The 17,797-nt window shown below is 65.3% G+C and carries 20 protein-coding genes; 13 read left to right on the forward strand and 7 right to left on the reverse strand.

Features of this window, described 5'->3' with window-relative positions; genetic code table 11:
• Positions 1-98 precede the first annotated feature (98 nt).
• Entirely contained in the window at positions 99-533 is a 435-nt protein-coding gene (locus AC5Y4Z_RS16795) for a protease inhibitor I42 family protein (RefSeq protein WP_499965594.1), read from the forward strand.
• 2 nt (positions 534-535) lie between these two features.
• On the opposite strand, the gene AC5Y4Z_RS16800 is transcribed toward AC5Y4Z_RS16795, so the two are convergent.
• Complete coding sequence (locus AC5Y4Z_RS16800) at positions 536-1,810, reverse strand: alpha/beta hydrolase fold domain-containing protein (RefSeq protein WP_499965595.1); 1,275 nt, start codon at positions 1,808-1,810, stop codon at positions 536-538.
• Between the two features lie 38 nt (positions 1,811-1,848).
• Here AC5Y4Z_RS16800 and AC5Y4Z_RS16805 point away from each other — a divergent pair, with 38 nt between their 5' ends.
• The 3 genes from AC5Y4Z_RS16805 to AC5Y4Z_RS16815 all read left to right on the forward strand — a co-directional run bounded on the left by AC5Y4Z_RS16805 (position 1,849) and on the right by AC5Y4Z_RS16815 (position 3,197).
• A complete protein-coding gene (locus tag AC5Y4Z_RS16805; protein ID WP_499965596.1) occupies positions 1,849-2,478 on the forward strand; it encodes a TIGR03085 family metal-binding protein in 630 nt (209 codons plus the stop codon).
• Between the two features lie 94 nt (positions 2,479-2,572).
• On the forward strand, positions 2,573-2,803 hold the full coding sequence (locus tag AC5Y4Z_RS16810; RefSeq protein ID WP_499965597.1) for a FitA-like ribbon-helix-helix domain-containing protein: 231 nt from the start codon (positions 2,573-2,575) through the stop codon (positions 2,801-2,803).
• On the forward strand, positions 2,757-3,197 hold the full coding sequence (locus AC5Y4Z_RS16815) for a type II toxin-antitoxin system VapC family toxin (RefSeq protein ID WP_499965598.1): 441 nt from the start codon (positions 2,757-2,759) through the stop codon (positions 3,195-3,197). The genes AC5Y4Z_RS16810 and AC5Y4Z_RS16815 overlap by 47 nt, the downstream gene beginning before the upstream one ends.
• On the opposite strand, the gene AC5Y4Z_RS16820 is transcribed toward AC5Y4Z_RS16815, so the two are convergent.
• Positions 3,194-4,576: an FAD-binding oxidoreductase gene (locus tag AC5Y4Z_RS16820; protein ID WP_499965599.1), complete on the reverse strand. Its 1,383-nt coding sequence runs from the start codon at positions 4,574-4,576 to the stop codon at positions 3,194-3,196. The two genes, AC5Y4Z_RS16815 and AC5Y4Z_RS16820, sit on opposite strands and share 4 nt — an antisense overlap.
• Positions 4,577-4,648: 72 nt before the next feature.
• Between AC5Y4Z_RS16820 and AC5Y4Z_RS16825 the strand changes: the two genes are divergently transcribed.
• Entirely contained in the window at positions 4,649-4,930 is a 282-nt protein-coding gene (locus AC5Y4Z_RS16825) for a type II toxin-antitoxin system Phd/YefM family antitoxin (protein ID WP_499965600.1), read from the forward strand.
• Positions 4,923-5,162 carry a type II toxin-antitoxin system Phd/YefM family antitoxin gene (locus tag AC5Y4Z_RS16830; RefSeq protein WP_499965601.1) on the forward strand — a complete coding sequence of 80 codons (240 nt, stop codon included), beginning with the start codon at positions 4,923-4,925 and terminating at the stop codon, positions 5,160-5,162. The genes AC5Y4Z_RS16825 and AC5Y4Z_RS16830 overlap by 8 nt, the downstream gene beginning before the upstream one ends.
• Here AC5Y4Z_RS16830 and AC5Y4Z_RS16835 read toward each other — a convergent pair.
• Entirely contained in the window at positions 5,159-6,016 is an 858-nt protein-coding gene (locus tag AC5Y4Z_RS16835) for a phytanoyl-CoA dioxygenase family protein (protein ID WP_499965602.1), read from the reverse strand. The genes AC5Y4Z_RS16830 and AC5Y4Z_RS16835 overlap by 4 nt on opposite strands.
• A gap of 187 nt (positions 6,017-6,203) precedes the next feature.
• Here AC5Y4Z_RS16835 and AC5Y4Z_RS16840 point away from each other — a divergent pair, with 187 nt between their 5' ends.
• The 4 genes from AC5Y4Z_RS16840 (at position 6,204) to AC5Y4Z_RS16855 (ending at position 8,584) form a co-directional block, all read left to right on the forward strand.
• Positions 6,204-6,413 carry a helix-turn-helix transcriptional regulator gene (locus AC5Y4Z_RS16840; protein ID WP_499965603.1) on the forward strand — a complete coding sequence of 70 codons (210 nt, stop codon included), beginning with the start codon at positions 6,204-6,206 and terminating at the stop codon, positions 6,411-6,413.
• The gene (locus AC5Y4Z_RS16845) at positions 6,410-7,639 is read left to right on the forward strand and encodes a type II toxin-antitoxin system HipA family toxin (RefSeq protein WP_499965604.1); all 1,230 of its coding nucleotides are present in this window, start codon (positions 6,410-6,412) and stop codon (positions 7,637-7,639) included. The genes AC5Y4Z_RS16840 and AC5Y4Z_RS16845 overlap by 4 nt, the downstream gene beginning before the upstream one ends.
• A 217-nt stretch (positions 7,640-7,856) precedes the next feature.
• The gene (locus AC5Y4Z_RS16850) at positions 7,857-8,153 is read left to right on the forward strand and encodes a FitA-like ribbon-helix-helix domain-containing protein (protein ID WP_499965605.1); all 297 of its coding nucleotides are present in this window, start codon (positions 7,857-7,859) and stop codon (positions 8,151-8,153) included.
• Positions 8,150-8,584 (forward strand): type II toxin-antitoxin system VapC family toxin, encoded by a 435-nt coding sequence (locus AC5Y4Z_RS16855; protein WP_499965606.1) that lies wholly within the window; start codon positions 8,150-8,152, stop codon positions 8,582-8,584. The genes AC5Y4Z_RS16850 and AC5Y4Z_RS16855 overlap by 4 nt, the downstream gene beginning before the upstream one ends.
• On the opposite strand, the gene AC5Y4Z_RS16860 is transcribed toward AC5Y4Z_RS16855, so the two are convergent.
• Positions 8,581-9,843, reverse strand: a complete 1,263-nt coding sequence (locus AC5Y4Z_RS16860; RefSeq protein ID WP_499965607.1) for a cytochrome P450 — start codon at positions 9,841-9,843, stop codon at positions 8,581-8,583. The genes AC5Y4Z_RS16855 and AC5Y4Z_RS16860 overlap by 4 nt on opposite strands.
• 88 nt (positions 9,844-9,931) lie before the next feature.
• Between AC5Y4Z_RS16860 and AC5Y4Z_RS16865 the strand changes: the two genes are divergently transcribed.
• Positions 9,932-10,384, forward strand: coding sequence for a VOC family protein (locus AC5Y4Z_RS16865; protein ID WP_499965608.1), 453 nt, complete (start codon positions 9,932-9,934; stop codon positions 10,382-10,384).
• Between the two features lie 31 nt (positions 10,385-10,415).
• Here the strand turns inward: AC5Y4Z_RS16865 and AC5Y4Z_RS16870 are convergent, their stop codons facing one another.
• Entirely contained in the window at positions 10,416-10,916 is a 501-nt protein-coding gene (locus tag AC5Y4Z_RS16870; protein ID WP_499965609.1) for a hypothetical protein, read from the reverse strand.
• A 549-nt stretch (positions 10,917-11,465) separates the two neighbouring features.
• Here AC5Y4Z_RS16870 and AC5Y4Z_RS16875 point away from each other — a divergent pair.
• Positions 11,466-14,570: a DEAD/DEAH box helicase gene (locus AC5Y4Z_RS16875; protein ID WP_499965610.1), complete on the forward strand. Its 3,105-nt coding sequence runs from the start codon at positions 11,466-11,468 to the stop codon at positions 14,568-14,570.
• A 231-nt stretch (positions 14,571-14,801) separates the two neighbouring features.
• On the opposite strand, the gene AC5Y4Z_RS16880 is transcribed toward AC5Y4Z_RS16875, so the two are convergent.
• Positions 14,802-14,999 carry a hypothetical protein gene (locus AC5Y4Z_RS16880; RefSeq protein WP_499965611.1) on the reverse strand — a complete coding sequence of 66 codons (198 nt, stop codon included), beginning with the start codon at positions 14,997-14,999 and terminating at the stop codon, positions 14,802-14,804.
• Positions 15,000-15,754: 755 nt separating this feature from the next.
• Here AC5Y4Z_RS16880 and AC5Y4Z_RS16885 point away from each other — a divergent pair.
• Positions 15,755-15,922, forward strand: coding sequence for a DUF3761 domain-containing protein (locus AC5Y4Z_RS16885; protein ID WP_499965941.1), 168 nt, complete (start codon positions 15,755-15,757; stop codon positions 15,920-15,922).
• Positions 15,923-16,621: 699 nt separating this feature from the next.
• Here the strand turns inward: AC5Y4Z_RS16885 and AC5Y4Z_RS16890 are convergent.
• Positions 16,622-17,776 (reverse strand): FIST signal transduction protein, encoded by a 1,155-nt coding sequence (locus AC5Y4Z_RS16890; protein WP_499965612.1) that lies wholly within the window; start codon positions 17,774-17,776, stop codon positions 16,622-16,624.
• Positions 17,777-17,797: the final 21 nt, after the last annotated feature.

Consider the following 17,797-nt stretch of genomic DNA (forward strand, 5'->3'; position numbering starts at 1 on the left):
ACTCTGCGCCCACGGCGCAAAAGATCGAGTAGGGCGCGCCGTCAACGCAGAGTCAACGACAATATTAGGGTTCGGAGGCGAACCGAAGGGGGAGTGTCGTGAAGACCAGACCGCTGCTGGCCGTCGCCGCCCTGGTGGCGTCGATGGCTGTCGGCTGCGCGTTCGGGTCCAGGAACGCGCCGACGAGCAAGACGCTCGAGGTGCCCATGAGCGAGGTGCTGAAGCAGAGCCCGATCACGCAGAGCGTGACGCTGGGGGTCGGCAACACGCTGACGGTGAAGCTGGGCTCGAACTACACCACCCCGTACCGGTGGACGATCGACACGACGATCGCCGACCCGACGATCGTGAAGCAGACCAGCCACGAGTTCGTCCAACCGACTTCCGACGCGCTGGGCGCGCCGGGCACCGAGGTGTGGACGTTTTCGGCGCTGAAGCCGGGGACGACGACGATCAGCACCGCCTACGTCAGCATCGTGGGCAAGGATGCCAAGCCCGCGTGCACGTACACGGCGAACGTGACGGTGCAGTAGTTTTAGGCGACGTTGGCCTTCAGCTGCGCGGTGTACACCTCGGCCAGGAAGTGCTCGACGGCGACGGCGGTGTGCGCGGCGCGGGCCGAGCCGAAGATGTCGAAAGCGTGTTGGGTGTAGGGCAATTCGGCGTAGACGACGGGGTTGTTGCTGACCTTGCGCAGTTCGGTGGTGAACCGGCGCGCCTGCTCGACGAACGCCAGCGAGTCGTTGGTCCCGTGCAACACGAAAAACGGTGGGGCGTCGGCGTTTACGTGGTGGATCGGGGAGGCGGCGGTGTAGGTCTGCAGGTGCGTCGCCGGCTTTTCTTTGATGATCGACTTGATCAGCAGCCCGGGCATCATCGCGTGCAGCGTCTCGTCGAACTGGGTGAAGTCGTAGATGCCGTAGAACGGGATGGCCGCCTGCACCCGGGTGTCGGCATCTTCGAATCCCGGCTGGAACTGCGGGTCGTTGGGGGTGAGCGCCGCGAGCGACGACAGGTGGCCGCCGGCCGAACCGCCGGTGATGGCGATGAATTCGGGGTCGCCGCCGTATTGCGCGATGTGTTCCTTGACCCAGGCCAGGGCGCGCTTGACGTCGACGATGTGGTCGGGCCAGGTGTTGCGCGGGCTGTGCCGGTAGTTGACCGCCACACACACCCAGCCGAGTTCGGCGAGGTGGCTCATCAGCGGATGTGCTTGTCCGCGTTTGTTTCCCGTCGTCCAGGCCCCGCCGGGGATCTGGAACAGCACCGGCGCCTTGCCGTTGGGGTCGAGGTCGGGGCGCCGCCAGATGTCGAGGTGGTTGGCGCCGCCGAAGGGCCCGTAGCTGATGTCGGAGTCGTGGGCGTAGTCGTTGTAGATCCGCAGCATGCGCAACAGGCCCGGGGCCTTGGCGGTGCCCGGGCCTTGCGGCCGGCGCCACAGGCCCTGGGAGTCGGTGCGCCGCGCGGGTCCCAGGCCCTCGTCGAGCGCCTTGGTGAGCGGCACGTTGGCCTGGTGGCCGGCCCGGCTGAAGTTCAGCAGGCCCAGCGCCGAGAGGGCCGCGGTGAGCCAGGCGACTATGCGCACCGGCCGGGTCAGGCGGCGGGACGTGAGGGCCAGCCCGGCGAGTTGGCTGGCCAGCGTCTGCAGCGGCAGCTCGGTGACGACCAGGCCGAACATCCACGAAAACAGCGACGGGTAGCTTTTGCGGGCCAGCGGTCGGTAGGCGTTGAGCGTGGACGCGGCGGTGATCGCCGTGACTAGGAGGGACGCCGCCTGGCGGGCGCGGTGGACGAGTCGAGCCTTCTGCATTCGGTCACCATACGAGGCGGCCCGTAGACTGCGCTTTCGTGGTCTTGCTCGACGTGCAGGAGCGCCTTGCACTCTGCGACCTTTTCGGCGAGCTCGGCCCGTCCGCGCCGACGTTGCTCGACGGGTGGACCGCTTATGACCTGGCCGCCCATCTGGTGTTGCGCGAACACGACGTTCTTGCCGGCCCGTGCCTGGTGCTGCCCGGGCGCTTCCAGCGGTTCGCCGAGCGGCGCCGGGCGTCGTTGGTGCGGCGTTGTGAGTTCTCCGAGCTCGTCGCGCGGGTTAGGGGCGGCCCGCCTTTTGGGTTCTTCCGGCTCGGGTGGGTGCGTGCGTTGGCGAACCTCAACGAGTTCTTCGTCCATCACGAGGACGTGCGCCGGGCCAACGGGCTCGGGGTGCGTGGGCTCGGTGCTGATATGGACGCCGCGCTGTGGCGCAACGTGTGCCGCGGGGGACGGTATCTATCCCGGCGGCTTGGGTGTGGGCTTGAGGTCGCATGGGGCGGCTCGCGTGTTGCGGTGCGCGCCGGCGCGCCCTCGGCGGTGCTCAGAGGCGCGCCGGGGGAGTTGCTGTTGTATCTGTTTGGACGGCAGGCGGTGGCGGAGGTCGAGGTGAGCGGGGCGCCCGAGGCCGTCACTGCGGTGCGGCGCACGCACTTCGGGATGTAGCGGGGTTGTCCGCCTCTCTTAGCTTCTGGCGACGCATAAGATTCGGAGTAGACGCGCGCTTGTATTTTGGCGCTACCGGCGCCATAATGGCGCCATGCCTAGTGTCCAGATCAAGGACGTTCCGGAGGCCACCCACCGAGTTCTGCGCGAGCGAGCCGCCCGAGCGCATCAGTCCCTCCAGGAATACCTTCGAAGCCGTCTGATTGCCGAAGCGAATCAGCCCACCCTCGATGAGGTTCTCGAGCGCGTCACTACGCGCCGAGGCGGGCGCATATCCTTTGCGACTGCTGCTGAATACGTTCGGGCAGAACGTGATCGTCGTTGATGCCAGCGTATTGGTTGTAGGACTGGGTGATGATGGAACGGATGGCCAGTGCGCCAGGGAACGATTGTCGGACGAGACGCTGGTGGCTCCCGAACTCGTGGACCTGGAGGTCATCTCGGCGTGGCGCCGCCTTGTTGCCGCAAGGCTGATGTCTGCTCGAAGGGCCGCGAGTGCGGTTGAGGACCTAGCAGATTTTCCGCTGAGCCGGTCCTCACACCAGCCATTTCTGCACCGCATATGGGAATTGCGCCATGCCGTTACGCCCTACGATGCCGCCTACATTGCGTTGGCCGAGGCTTTGAATGTTGCACTAGTCACCGCTGATGCACGCCTATCGCGTGCTTCGGGCATGCGGTGCGAGATCGAGGTTGTTGGTGCCGCCCGCGGTGGTTAGTCTTCCGCCGCGAACAGCACGTCCGGGTTCAGAATGCCCGCCGGGTCGAAGCTCTGCTTGATCCGGCGCAGCAGCGCCACTTTCGCCGGGTCCTCGAGCTGCAGAAAGTACGGGGTCTTGGCGCGGCCGAGGCCGTGCTCGCCGGAGATCGCCCCGCCCAATTCCATTGCCAGCGCGAAGATGTCGGCCATCAGCTGCTTCCGTTTGGCCGGGTCCTTGCAGATGATGGCCAGGTGCACGTTGCCGTCGCCGGCGTGCCCACAACCCGCCGCGGCACCGCCGGCCGCCAAGGCCAGGCCCCGCGCGCCGGCGAGGAACTTCGGCATCGCCGAGCGCGGAACGACGGTGTCGATGATGTCGTCGGCGCCGATCGCCTTGGCCGTCCAGAACGCCTTCTCGCGCGCCTCGATCAGCTTGCGCGCCGAAACCCCTTCCAGCACATAGGCATCGACGGCGCCCAGCGAGGCCAGCAACTCGCCGGCCCGCTCGACGTCCTCGTCCAGCCGGTCGGAAGTCCGGTTCTCTAGGGCCACAACGAGATACGCCTGGCAACTGTCACGGACCTCGGAAGGGATGCCGAGCTCGAGGTTCTGGGTGTGGATGAGCGCGGCCATCGTCACGTTGTCGATGTATTCCAGAATGTAGGGCCCCAGCCCACTGGCCAGGACCTTGGGCACCGCCTCCATCACCTGGTCGAAGTCGGCGAACGGGGCGAGCACGGTGGCGTCGTGGTCGAGGCGCGGGTGCAGCTTGACGATGACCTCGGTGGCCAGGGCCAGGGTGCCCTCGGAGCCGACGATGAGCTGGGTGAGGTCGTAGCCGGTGGACACCTTGGCGATCTTGCCGCCGGTGCGGATGATCTCGCCCGTCGGCAACACCGCCTGCAGGCCCAGCACGTTGTGGCGGGCGATGCCGTACTTGACCGCGCGCATCCCGCCGGCGTTGGTGCCGACGTTGCCGCCGACGCTGGAGGACAGCTCGCCGGGGTGCACCATGTAGCGCAGCCCGGTGTCGGCGGTGGCGGCGTCGAGGTCGGTGAGCGTCACGCCGGGCTGGACGACGGCGACCTGGTTGGTGGTGTCGACCTCCAGGACGGCGTTCATCCGCTCGAAGGAGATCACCAGCCCGTCCTTGCGCGGGATCGCCGCGCCCGACAGGCCGCTGCCGGAGCCGCGGGCCGTTACCGGCACGCCGTGTTCGGTGGCGTCCTTCAGTAGCTGCGAAACTTCTTCCGCCGTTGCGGGTTTGGCGACGTACGCCGGTTTCTGGTGCGGCTGCGTCAGCTCCTCGTCGTGCCCATAGTCGTCCGGGATGGCGTCTCCGGTCAGCAGGTTGTGGTCGCCGACGATCTCGGCGAACCGGGCCGTCAAGTCGTTCATCGAAGGCCTCACCTTCTCGGCTGGTACGAGTGAAACTGAAGCATAGATCCAGTTTCGTGCGACACTCGCGGCGTGGACACCATCGGGATTCGCGAGCTACGCCGGAACGCGCGCGCCTGGGTGGCGAAGGCAAAGGCTGGATCGACAATCCAAATCACCGATCGCGGGCGCCCGGTGGCGCGGTTGGTGCCGATCGCACCCGCCGAAGGAAGCCGCGAGCGAATTCCGGCAAGCGCACCACGGTTGTCACTCAGCACCGCGGACCTCATCGAAGGTCCGTCGCTTTCGGCAATCCTCGACGAACAACGCTCCGACCGACGATCGATATGTCGGTTACCGTTGTGGCATGTCTGAAGTGGCGTCTCGCGAGTTGCGCGACGATACGGCCGGGGTGCTCCGCCGCGTGCGCGCCGGGGAGGACGTCACCATCACAGTCAATGGCCGGCCGGTTGCGGTGCTTTCCGCGGTTGGCGTCCAGCGCAGGCGTTGGCTGAACAAAGCGGAACTTCTGTCGCGATTGCGCCGCGTTCAAGCAGATCCCGGGCTACGTCAGGACCTCGCGATACTCGCACGCGACAGGATTTAAGGCTCCTCATCCAACAACCGCAGCGGGTGCAGGCCGTCGACGGCGCCGACGAACGGCGGGTGGATGCTGTAGCCGATCATGCGCTTGATGTCGTCGGAGACGGTGCGGGCGACGTCGCGCGGGATCGACAGCGTGAACGCCTCCATCGGCCGCAGCCACGGTTGGCAGTATTGGGCGGTGACGGCCAGGCGCGCGCGCTCGGTGGTGTTGGCTCCGCCGCCGTGCCAGAGGGTGCCGACGAAGAAGACGCACGAGCCGGCGGGCATGACGACGGGCTGCGCCGGGTCGTCGGGGCCCGGCGGGCGCCGGCCCCAGCGGTGGCTGCCGGGATAGAGGACGGTGGCGCCGTTGTCGGCGGTGAAGTCGTCGATGGCCCAGATCGTGGCGGCGGCCAGCGGCTCCCGGGGCCGCGGGATCGGGTAGAAGCCGTCGTCGTGGTGGGGCAGCTGCGCGGACTCGCCGGGCTGAATGTTGATGGCCTGCAACGCCGAAAGCAGGTAGTTGGCCATCAGCAGCCGGTCGAGCACCGCCAGCACCCGCGGGTGATCGACCAGCCCGTCGCACGCGCGGGTGCGGCTCAGCACGCTGTAGATCCGCTGGGTGCTGCGTCCCTCGAAGGAGTTGCGCCCGGTGGGCCCCAGCCAGGGTGCGACGGTGTCGCGGATCTGTTGGCAATCGTCGGCGGAGAGCAGGTTTTCCCAGATGAGGTAGCCGTCGCGGTCGAGGGCGGCCATGTCGGCGTCGACGAGCGCGGGGTCCACCGAGGCGCCGGCGCTTGTCGTCCACTTGTGCCGGCCGGCCAGGTCGGTCTTGAGGTCGTCCAGCGTCGTGACGGGGTCGTCGTCGATGCTCATATGTCCGACACTGGACTCCGCACGACCCCAGGTCAAGCGGTTCACCCGGCCGCTTAAGCATGGGAATCCAAGCATAGAACCTTGACGCCGACGATCTGGACCCGTCATGCTTGTTATGCCTGTAATTGCAAGCGCAAGGAGCGAGATGGCTGGTCCAAGGCGGACAACGCCCCGCCTCGATGATGTTATGCCTGACATGGCACGCATAGGGCGTGCTTTTGCTGAGCGGCGGATCGCGTTGCGGCTCACCCAACAAACCGTGGCCGACCTGGCGGGTGTCTCTCGCTCCAGCGTCCAGGCGCTCGAGCGGGGCAGCGGCTCGATCAAGTTCGGCTCCGTCGTCGAGATTGCCGACATCTTGGGCCTACGGATCGACTTGAGCGCGAGCGGCGCATGACGAAACCGGCTCGCCTCGACCTGCGAAGCGTCGCCGAAGCCGATGTGTACGTGGGCGAGGATCTGGTCGCCCGTCTGCGCCGTGAACCCGGCGACACGATCAGCTTCGACTACAACGCCGACGAGGGCATGACGGCGGCCCGCGTCCGCGATCGATCCGTGTCGTGGTCGCTGTTGCGGTCCGGTGAGTACCCCGTCGTCACCACGGGGGGCGCCGTTCCACCGTTTTTCGCCGGGCTGCTTCCCGAGGGCGTGCGCCTCGGCGTGGTGACCTCGTCGACGAAGACCTCGGCCGACGATCACCTCACGCTGTTGCTGGCGATCGGCGCCGACACCATCGGCGACGTCCGGGTCGTCCCGGCCGGAGCCGAACCGGCGCGACCTCTGCCGATGTTCGACCCGGAGCGCGACACCAGCTTTCGCACGGTTTTCGCGAAGCTGACCGGCTCCGTCGACGCGGACCCGGTGGGGCTGGCGGGGGTGCAGCCCAAGGTAAGTGCCGCAATGCTTTCGGCCCCGACCCGAACCAGAAGCGGCCCGGCGATACTCAAGCTCAATCCCGTTCAGTACCCGCTGATCGTCGAGAACGAACACTTCTTCATGACCATGGCCGCGGCATGTGGCCTACGGGTCGCACCGACATCGTTGCTGCATGATGCCGAGGTGCGCAGCGCGCTGTTGGTGACGCGATTCGACCGGGCTGGGTCCGAGCGCGTTGCGCAAGAAGACGCGTGCCAAGTCGCCGGGATCTATCCGGCCTCCAAGTACCGCATCAAGGCCGAGACCGCCATCACCGCACTTGCCGATGCCTGCGCACGAGGCGGCGGGTCCAGGCAGGCGGCGGTTCTCGAGTTGCTCAAAACCGTTGTGTTTTCCTGGCTGATCGGCAACGGCGACCTGCACGGCAAGAACCTGTCGATCTATAACTCCGATGGTGTGTGGCAACCCACTCCCGTCTACGACCTGCTGTGCACCCAGCCTTACATGCGGTGGCGGGATCCCATGGCGCTCAACCTTTTCGGCCGGGCGAATCGGCTTGCCCGCGCAGACTTCGTCAAGGCCGGCGAACGCCTCGGTCTGCGCACGCGGGCCATCACGAGGATGATCGACGCGATCGTCGGTGCGGCACAAGACTGGCCGGACAAGTGCGGGGAGATCGGGTTTGACGACCGCCAGACCACGCTTTTGGCGAAGATGCTGCGCACCAGGATCGCCAGCTTGAGATGAGTGCGACGTGATGCGGGCGGACTGGTCCAGCGGCGGACGTACTGGTCGGGATCGCGCCACGGTCCACGGTGCGTCCGGCTGTCGCCAAAGTCGAGCTCGTAGACGATCTGCTCCTCCTAAGTGGGAAGAATCGTCAGCGGGCAGCGGGGGCCGTGCGCTTTGTCGTGACGCCTGAGCGGAATGCTATCACTAAGTGCCTTGTGATAGCATCAACCGTGTGAAGCAGCTGCTACTCAGGGTGCCCGAGGAGATTCATCGCCGGCTGGTTGCGCGTGCTGCTCGCGAGGGGCGCAGCCTGAACGCGGTGGCGACCGAGATCCTCGACGCTGCCGCCGATGCTGACAGTGGCGATCGGCGCGCACAGCTGCGCGCCGCTGCGGCCGCCGCGGGCACGCTACGTCGCGTGAACGCGCGGTCAGTGAGTGCCGAGCGACGGCGGCGGATCATCGAATCGACCCGCGGCCTCGGTCCGCAGATCGACCAGTTGCTCGCGGATGAGCGCGAGCGGCCGTGATCGCCTATCTGGACTCCTCGGTTCTCGCACGTGCGTACCTTGTCGATGAAGACGGACACCGGGAGGCAAGTGCGTTGCTAGCCGACGCTGACGTTGCGACCGTCACCGGAACTTGGACAAGGATCGAGGTCTCGGGCGCACTGGTGCGCGCCGCACGCGCGGGCCGTGGTGATGAGAAGAGCCTGCTCGCGTTGCTGGACGGCGACCTCGCAGGACCGGTGATCGTGCTCGGTGCACCACAAGACCAGGTTGAGCAGGACGCACTGCAACTCGTCCGTCGACACGCCCTTCGGGCGATGGACGCCTGGCATCTGGCCGTGGCGTCCATCGTTGTCCCACCCCTGCTCGAACCCGGTGAGCCGCGAGCCTTCGCGTCGCGTGACGAGGCGCGACGCCACGTAGCCGAAGAGCTCGGGTTCGTTGCCCTCTAACTCGGTGGAACGCGGCGCTCTCCGGGCGTGAAGGTGACGGGCAGCGTGCCCAGCCCGGTCATGCTCGGGTTGCCCAGGTATTGGTGGACGTTGTCGACGTCGACGCGATAGTCGGGGATGCGGTCCAGGACCGCCTTGACCATGGATTCGGACATCGAGCGCGCGAGGTGTGAGCCGATGCAGCGATGCGGCCCGAGCCCAAAGGCGAGGTGGCGGTTGGGTGTTCGGTCGAGAATGATCTCGTCGGGCTTGTCGAATTCTTTCTCGTCGTGGTTGGCCGAGAGCCAGCTGATGACGACTTTGTCGTTCTTGCGCAGGCGCTGGCCATCGAGCTCGACGTCTTTGGTGACGGTGCGGCTCAGGGTCTGGTTGACCGAGAAGTAGCGCAGGAATTCGTCGATGGCGGTGCGGTAGAGCTTCGGATGGTCGATGAGTTGTCGTCTGATCGCCGGGTGCGTGCCCAGGTGGTTGAGCGTCAGCGCGGTCTGGGAGGTGGTGGTGTCCACGCCGCCGCCGATGAGGTTCCAGATGATGTTGAGCAGCTGGTCGTCGGACAGGCGCCGGCCGTCGAATTCGAACTGGATGAGGAAGCTGGTGAGGTCGTCGTCGGGATTGGCGCGTCGGGTGGCCGCGTAGTCGAGGACGCCCTGCATCATGGCGGGGACTTTGGCGATGGCGTCGAGGTAGGCGGGGCTGTCCTGGGGCACGGCCATGACGGAGTGGAACAGGTTGGCGTAGAGGTGCCAGTTGTCGTAGGGCAGGCCCATCAGCTTCATGGTGAGGATGGCCGGGACGGGGCTGGCGTAGTCGAGCACGAGGTCCATGCGTCCGTCGTGGATTTTGGCGTCGAGGAACTCGTGTGCCTTGTCTTCCATGAACGGTTTGAGCTTCTGGACGGCGCCGGGAGAAAAGAACGGGGCCAGGGCGTGCCGTAGGGCCTGGTGGTAGGGGCCGTCGACCTCGCCGATGCCCAGGGCCGGCTGGCCTTCGGGCCGCGGGACGCCCATCTCGCCTTGGTAGTCGACGCCGTCTGTTGAGTTGGGTTCGTATTTGTGGGCGAACGTGTCGCCGTCTCGTGCCGCGTGGCTGACCGCGGCGTAGCTGGCCAGGTACCAGAAGCCGTCGTAGTTGGTGTTCCAGGCGACGGGGCATTTCTGTCGGAGGTCTTTGTTGATGGCTAGTTCGTTGAGGTTGAAGTCGTCGGAGTGATGGTCGAAGTCGACGACGGCGTCGCCGGTGACGTCGGTACGAGTTGTCATCTGGGAAGTCCTCCACCGCGACGACTGGTCGGCTATTTACACTATCTTTGCATTATTACGCGCTGGGGTTCCGTCGAGAAAGGCCGCGATGAGTAGTCACCGGACGACCTTCAACCACGTCGGATTGTGTGTCTCCGATCGCGAGCGGTCGCGGCGGTTCTACGAAAACGTGCTCGGGTTTCAGTTCTGGTGGGAACTCGACCCGCCGGACAATATGACCGCCCAGCTGGTGGGGCTGTCCGAGCCGCTCGGCGTGCACGCGACGTACTTGGTGCGGGACGGGTTCGTGCTCGAGCTGATCGACTACTCGAAGCGTCGGGTTCATGCCGGATCCGAGCGCACCATGGACCAGATCGGGCTGACGCACATCTCGTTTTCGGTGTCAGATCTTCCGGGCGTGCTGGAGAAGGTGGCGGAGCTCGGGGGAGCGGTGGTCGACGCCTCGGTGTCCGACGCGGCCGCGATGATCCGGGATCCGGATGGGCAGCTGCTGGAACTGCTTTCGGAGGGCTGGCTTTCGATGCTGCCGCCGCGACCGTAGCGCAGGAGAATCGGGCCGTCGCGCGGCCGATTCAGCTCGCGATGACCGCCACGGCGAACGCCCCAAGCAGTAACACTCCAAATGCCTGGGCGAACAGGCCCAGCACCAGAAATCGGTACTTGGTGTTGTTGCCTCTCCGCAGGGACCGGATAGCCAGCAAGTTCAGCCCAGCGGTGTAGTTGCGGGCATCGATTGCATCGATGCCCCATAGCTCCTGACCGAGCATCCGGTCCATGTCTTCTGCAGCGGCAACAAAGAATCGTCCGCCGCTCGCGCCAGCGAAGATGCTCAGAACTGCCGCCGCGAGCAGCATGACCAACGACGCGATGAGCAGAAGGATCTGCAGGATCCCGGTGACAACAAAGTGCTTGCCTTTTGCCACCGCCACCACGGCAAGCGATAGCGTGACCAGTGCGGTGGCGCTGGTAATGGCTGTGGACGAACGGGAATTAAGAATGTCGCGGCGATCGTATTCTCGGTCGAGCTCTTTGGCGATGAAGTTGACCCACTCCAGGCCTTGATCCTCATCCATCGCCGTTATCGCCGTGGATCACCTTTCGGACAACGTCGAGGGCAGCGGTACCCAGCGACGATGATGACTGCTCGTTCCTGGCACTCACCTCCGTCTGCCAATGGATGGGGGGCGGCGGGGGTTTGGCGCCCGACGATCCACCTTGCGCAGACGGCGGCGGTGATGGTTCTGGGTGGGCAGATTCTTGATCGGCCACTGCGGTCCTCCCCATACATGATCCGGGTGATACCCGAGGATACGCGGGAAAGGAGGCGTCTTCCCACGGGTCGCATCCGTTTTGTGGATGGCCGCGCAGGACGACGACTTCGGCACTCAAGATGGCGCAGCCAACGTGACAATCGTCTGCGTCTAAATTCGGGCTGAGCCGTCGGCGGCACACCAGTCATTCCATGCGAACTGCGCCGTGATGCCGGATGCGATTGTTGCGTAAGGGGAGCGGTTTGCTTCGCCACGTTCGTGACCGTCCGGCCTCCACCTGCTCAAATGGGTCAGACATGACCAAATGCATTTTCACCGTGGCTGTCGGACCGGTCGGCTACGCTCCCGGGCGTGTGGCAGGGACTCTACGAATCGCTGTTAACTGAACGGTTGCATCGGTCGCTGGCTGAAAGGTCCGACCTGCGTCCCAAAATCGACGCGGTTGATAGCGGCGAGCAGCCGTTGGCGATCGCGCGGCACCTCGCACCGCTGATCGAGCGTTCGCTTCGCGCCGCCGCGACGCCGCAAGACCGCGTCGACCTGGTGCACCGAATCCTGGCCGCGCTACCCGATCCCGACGACGCATTAATCGAAGCATTGCATGAACGCGAGCCCGGGAAAATTGAGCGGCTCGACGAAGTCGTGGCGGCCAACCGGTTCGGTGTCGCTGCTTTGCCCCGGCCCGCCACTCCGCTGTCGGATACGGCACTGATGACCAATGCGCACAACGAGCCGACATTGGCCGCCGAGCTGCGCGCCGAGCTCGCCAGCGCGGACCAAGTGGATTTGCTGTGCGCATTCGTCAAGTGGCAGGGCTTGCGGCTGTTGGAAGACGAGCTCCATGAGCTGCGACAACGCAAGGTGCCGCTGCGGGTCATCACGACGACCTACCTCGGCGCCACCGATGCACGCGCCCTCGACGCATTGGTTGACGAGTTCGGCGCGCAGGTGCGAGTCAATTACGAAACCAACCGCACCCGGCTGCACGCCAAAGCGTGGTTGTTGCGGCGTAACACCGGCTTTCATACCGCATACGTGGGGTCGAGCAATTTGTCGCATGCCGCGCTCGTCGACGGGCTGGAGTGGAACGTGCGCCTCTCCGCCGTGTCGACACCGCACCTGCTAGAGAAATTCCGCGCAACCTTCGAGTCATATTGGGAAAACCGCGAATTCGAGGCCTATCAGCCGTCGGCGGACGGGGGGCGGTTGCGGGAGGCGCTTGACGTCGCCGCCGGCGGACGTCAAAGGGGAGGCCTGACGGTCACGCTGTCCGGCCTGGAGGTGCATCCCAAGCCGTTCCAGGCCGAGATGCTTGAGGAACTCGACGCCGAGCGCTTGTTGCACGACCGACACCGCAATCTGATTGTGGCGGCAACCGGCACCGGGAAGACGGTGGTCGCCGCGCTCGATTACCGACGCCTGGCGCGCGAAAGACACGGACGCGACCTGACGTTGCTGTTCGTGGCGCACCGCAGGGAAATTCTGACGCAAGCGCGGCGCATGTATCAGGAAGTGTTGGCCGAGGCGACATTTGGCGAATTACTCGTCGGTGGCGAGCAGCCGGCCAGAGGGCGGCACGTCTTCGCGAGCATTCAGTCGCTCTCGGCGGAACGCCTCGCCACCATCGAACCCGACCATTTCGACGTCATTGTGATCGACGAGTTCCACCACGCCGAAGCCGCGTCTTATCGCCGGCTGCTCGATCATGTGCGACCCATCGAACTGCTGGGCCTGACTGCGACACCCGAACGCGGCGACCGCGTGGACGTCCGAGAATTTTTTGACGGGCGGGTCGCGGCCGAACTGCGACTATGGGACGCGCTGGAGCAGCACCTGCTCTGCCCGTTCCACTACTTCGGCGTTCACGACGGAGTCGACCTGGGTGACTTGCAGTGGAAGCGCGGCGGATACGACTTGTCCGCGCTGAGCAACCTCTACACCGGCAACGACGCGCGCACGCGGATTGTGCTCAAGGAACTGCGCGATAAGGTTGCCGACGTAGCCGCGATGCGTGCCCTGGGTTTTTGCGTGAGCATCGAACATGCTCGCTACATGGCGGATCGGTTTGTCACGGCAGGGTTTTCTGCCCGCGCGGTGTCGGCGGATACCGTGGCCGGCGAACGGCAGGCAGCGCTGAAAGCTCTGCGCAACAGGGAGATCAACGTCCTATTTGCCGTTGATCTGTTCAACGAGGGACTCGATATCCCCGAAATCGACACGGTGTTGTTCCTCCGGCCGACCGAGAGCGCCACCGTCTTCTTGCAGCAGCTCGGCCGCGGTCTGCGGTTGACCGAGGGCAAAACCGTGCTCACCGCCCTGGATTTCGTTGGACATCAACGTCGCGAGTTTCGCTTCGACCAACGCTTCCGCGCGCTGACGGGGCTCAGCCGCAAACAGCTGATGCGGCAGCTCGAGCAAGGCTTCCCGTTCCTGCCATCGGGAAGCCAGATCGTGCTGGATTCGGTGTCGCGGCAGCTCGTACTGGAAAACATTCGGCAGCAATTGGCGCCGCGTTGGGCGGCGTTGGTCTCTGAGGTGCGCGCGCATCCCAATGACGATCTCCGCTCGTACCTCGATGAGTCTGGTCGTGGCCTGGAGGACGTGTTGCGCACCGGCCGGTCGTGGACGACGTTATGCCGCGACGCCGGCAAGGCGGTGGACGGCCCGGGTCCGCGCGAGCCGGAGCTGGTGAAACGTGTTCGCGTGCTTGCCCATGTCGATGACCGGCAACGTCGTGCTGCATACCACGCCATTCTGACTGGGAGCGCATCTTCAGGTAGCCGTGCGGACCAGCTGCTGGCCGAGATGCTGTTCTTCTCCCTGTTTCCTAACGGCGGCGGATTTCACAGCGCCGCAGCGGGCTTGGCGGCCTTGAGGGAGGAACCTGTGATTGACGAGATGCGCCAGGTGATTGACATCGCGTTCGACAACGCACGGCGTAGCACTTATCCGCTAGCTGAGTTCATTCCTGGATTGGCCGACGTGCCCCTAGCCGTACATGCCAGCTATTCACGCGAGGAAATCCTGTCCGCTCTCGGGTTTGCATCGCTGCGCCGGACGCCGAGCACCATGCGTGAGGGTGTCGCCTGGTGTGAGTCGGCCAACGCCGACGTCTTCCTGATCACCTTGAAAAAGACCGAAACTGACTACTCGCCGACCACGATGTACCGCGACTTCGCGCTGAGCCCAACGCTGTTTCACTGGGAATCGCAATCGACGACATCCTCAGCGTCGCCGACCGGCCAGCGCTACATCCATCATCGCGAGCGCGGTTCGCAGATCCTGCTGTTCGTTCGCGAGTCGAAGACTACGGCGTTAGGCACCTCGCCCTATGTGTTCCTCGGCCCGGCCGACTACGTCTCACATGAAGGCCACCGGCCGATGGCCATCACCTGGCGGCTCCGCCAGCCGATGCCGACCGACGTGTTTATGGCTTCGCGGGCGGCCGTGGCGTGACTTAATCTGGATGGCGTATTAGGTACCGCTTGCACAACCCCGCTGGACATCGTCGAGTGCTTGTCCGTGCGCAACGCGCCGTGCGAGACCTGAACGCAAGGGGGTCGCCGAGCCGTTCCGTCCGACCGACGGTCCGCCGTCGGAATACTAGCGGATCTGTCCGGTCCGAGTTTCGTGTTCGCAGCCCTAACGCGTGAGCTAGTAAGACGAGCAACCGAGGCTTGACCGTAGTCAGGGCTTGGTTACTTTGTGGACCACGGTATCGCCGGCGTCGACGGTCGTACCTGGAGTCGGTTCGATGCCGACCACTGTCCAATTCGTTGGCACGAACACGTTTTGGTATTTCGGAGTCGCAGAAGCAAGTTCGACGTTCGTGAATCCCATGGTTTTCAGTTTATTCTCGGCAATCTTGGCGTTTTGCCCTGTCAAGTCTGGGATCGTAAGTGGACCCGAGGCGGCCGGCGTCGTGGTGGACGGCGCGCTGGCGATCGATGACTGGGCACTACCATTCCACGGCGGGGCGTTGGGAGCGGACCTCGTAATAGTCACCGTCGATGGCGGGCTCGCTGTGTTGCCTCCGCAACCTGCGACGGTCAGTAGAACGACGCATACGGCAGCAGCAAACGTTGCAGTGTTTCGATCCACGGCCGCTGAGCGTATTACAGCCGGCTCCAGCTACGGGGCGATTTGAGCGAGAAACTGGCCGGGCCATTGGAATGCGTTCACTTCTGCCAGCAAAACTCGTCGATAGGCCGTTGCCTGTACCGCGGCGGAGCGCGGTACTCCGCGCTGCTTTGCGGTCGATCGACATGGCCAGTTGCGCAGCTAGGAAACGCTGCGAGCTGACCGGGTGGGCCGCAAGTCGCCATCGGAATTTTGACGATTCTGGATGTAGGTGACCTCGCGCGCGCATAGGCTTTCGTCGACGAATCGGGCAACGTCACCAAACACCAACGTCACCAAACAGAGAGCTTTTGGAGAGCATGGTGTTCCGTGCAATTCTCACCGCCGCGGCCATCGTGACCGCAATGTTGGGTTGGGCACCGGCTGCGGCCGCGGAACCGCCCATCGCATCTTCGGGCGGGATAGCGACTTCGCCGCTGCCCTTCTCGGAATGTCCAGCAGGCCAAATTCAGGAGAGCCCCGGCTGCATCGAAAAGCCCGATTCGAACCCGTCGGGCGCAATGGCCCGGTGTCGCGATGGCACCTTCTCGCACAGTCAAACCCATAGCGGCACCTGCTCGGGCCACCACGGTGTAGCCCAGTGGTGTCCGTGTGGTTCTGCCACGGGGCAGTCCGATTTGGACCGATCGACGGCCAGTATTTCACCGCTTCGTTCCCGTTCGTTATGAAAACCCCGCATCTACGTGCAGGTCGTCCTAGTACGCGTCTGAATGCGTAGCGGCCGCGTGGTGATTAATGGCGATTAACATCGCTGAGATTCTTCACGACCACACGGATTTTCGCGCTGCGGGCGGTGGTGCCGGCCAACTGCCTGTCTGCGGCTAAGCAACCGCCGTCATGTACGCCAGGTTGTTGATCGCGGGGTAGGTCGTCGCGTAGTACGACGGCGGCAGCGCCCGAAGTCGACCAGCGCGTCGGTTACTCCCTGTTGGGCTCCGAGGACCAGCTGCCGGGCGATGGTCGCGGCGTTGAAGTTCGGCGGGGGAAACGGGGCGTACGTGGGCTGGTCGATGGGGACCCGCTGCCCATCACCGTCGAGATCGCCCGAGAGTGGGGCCGACTGTCAGCCGCTGTGAGCACCCGGGGCGGCCAGCCGCGGCGCCGCTCAGTCGATCTCGTGATTGCCGCTACCGCAAACATTCATGGCGTACCACTGCTCACCCACAACACCTGCGACTTCCAAATCATCAGCGATCTCGTCGACGTTCGCCATCCATCCGAAGTTGCGCCACCTGAGCCGGGCGCGACCGAGTGACCCCGACGGTGCTCGCACCAGCTTGTCGCTGAAAAGTCGAGCGGAGGTGGGCATTTCGTCTAGTGGTTCCCGCCGGTTACTTGCTGTGGCAGACGTGACGCACACCAGCGGCTCATTCGACGAACACCACCATCGATGCCGTGAACCCGTGCAACGCATTGCGGCCCGCGATCGGGCCGATCTCCCCGGCCGCGAAGAACCCGGCCAGCGGAATCCCGCCAAGTAGTTCCTCGATCGTCGACGCGTCGTGGTCGGCGACCCCGAACATCCGCCGACCACGCCCGTTGCAGGTGAACAACAACGCGCCAACCGGGCGTCCGGGCAGCTCCGCCAAAGCCCGTTCCACCGTCAGGCGCAGGTCCCCGCCGGCGCCCGCGGCGTCGCGGACCTGAAATTGAACTGTGGCGCCGATTTCGACGACCTCGCCGATTTCGATCGCCCCGGTCGTTTGGTCGGCGCCGAGCAACCCGCGGATCAGGAAGTCGCCCTGACCCGGGGCCGCCAGGTGCTCGTCGACGACGATCCCGACGTGGAGGCCGCGGCTGACCAGTTCTTGCTCGTCGCGCGACAGACCCTCGACGATCCCGCGCAGGCGCTGCAGCGGCGGCCGGCCGCCCAGCTCGGTGATCACCGTGCCGTCTTCCGCGCCGGTGACGATGTACGGCTCGCCGATCGGCCGGCAGCCCTGCGACACGATCGGAACACCGTGCACCCCGGGCAGGCGCACCCCGACGAGGCCCGAGCTGAGCACCCCGTGGTCGCGGAACAGCCGGGTGTCGCCCGGTCCCCGCCCACCGCTGACGACGCCGCCCAGCACCGTCGTTCCGGGCAGTTCGGTGTTGAGGTGTTCGACGAGCAGGCTCGACGGGAATGTGTACGGGTCCGGCAGCAGCAGGTGCAGATCGTGCGCGGCCCTGTCGAACTGGTAACCGGTGATCAGGCCACCCGAGCCGGTGCGGACGAAGTCCAGCTGGAACGTTTCGGCGTCCAGGCCGGACGCCAGCCACACCGCGACCGCGGGTCCGTCCTCCATCTCGCGGCGTCCCGCGACGATCCCCTGGGCGATGCAACCGATCAGCGCGGGCGCCTCGACCATCCGCTGCACCGCGTCGAGCACGTCCACGGCCTGCTCGGTGTGTGAACGCGACCCGAACAGCACGGCCAGCGTCGGCGCCTCACCCGCGAGCTTGTCGCGCGCGTGCGCTGTGGCTTCCACCGCGGCCCGGCGTGCGTCGGGCGCGGTGGAAAGTCCCATTCCGATCCGCACCCTTCCATGATGCTCGGCGCC

This window comes from Mycobacterium sp. NGS63, from assembly GCF_059812295.1.